Raw genomic sequence first — 425 nt, 5'->3', positions numbered from 1 at the left:
AGCAGAACCTGCAAAGCCGGCTGCATTAACATATGAAGCCAATATAAAACCATTAATTGCAACAAAATGCTCGCCATGCCATATTCCGCCACAAGGCAGAAAAGAACCTTATGATAATTATGCGAACGTGAAAAAAGATATCGATGATATAGTAAGACGCATTTCATTAAACCCCGGCGAAAGAGGTTTTATGCCACAAAAAAATGCTAAGCTTTCAGATTCTGCTATCAATGTTTTTAAACAATGGAAAGCAGATGGTTTGTTAGAGAAATAATTTTATGTAACCCACTTTAGTTTATTAACTAAGCTGTTGTTGTCCAAAGGATTCCTTTGGAGCGTCGCACCTGTCTACCGGCATGCAGGCACTTGTACGTTCAAATCAAAATTCAACAAAAAAAATCCCCGACAATTTATCGGGGATTTTT

At 37.6% G+C, this 425-nt stretch carries 1 protein-coding gene; it reads left to right on the top strand.

All coding sequences use genetic code 11. The features are described from left to right. On the top strand, positions 1-274 hold a 274-nt coding region (locus E3E36_RS12150), incomplete at its 5' end, for a hypothetical protein (RefSeq protein WP_167895616.1). Between the last annotated feature and the right edge of the window lie 151 nt (positions 275-425).

The organism is Thermococcus sp. M36, from assembly GCF_012027355.1.
Classification (GTDB): Archaea; Methanobacteriota_B; Thermococci; order Thermococcales; family Thermococcaceae; genus Thermococcus.
Note: the sequence above shows the minus strand (reverse complement) of the source record. Positions and strands in the feature narration are given on the sequence as shown.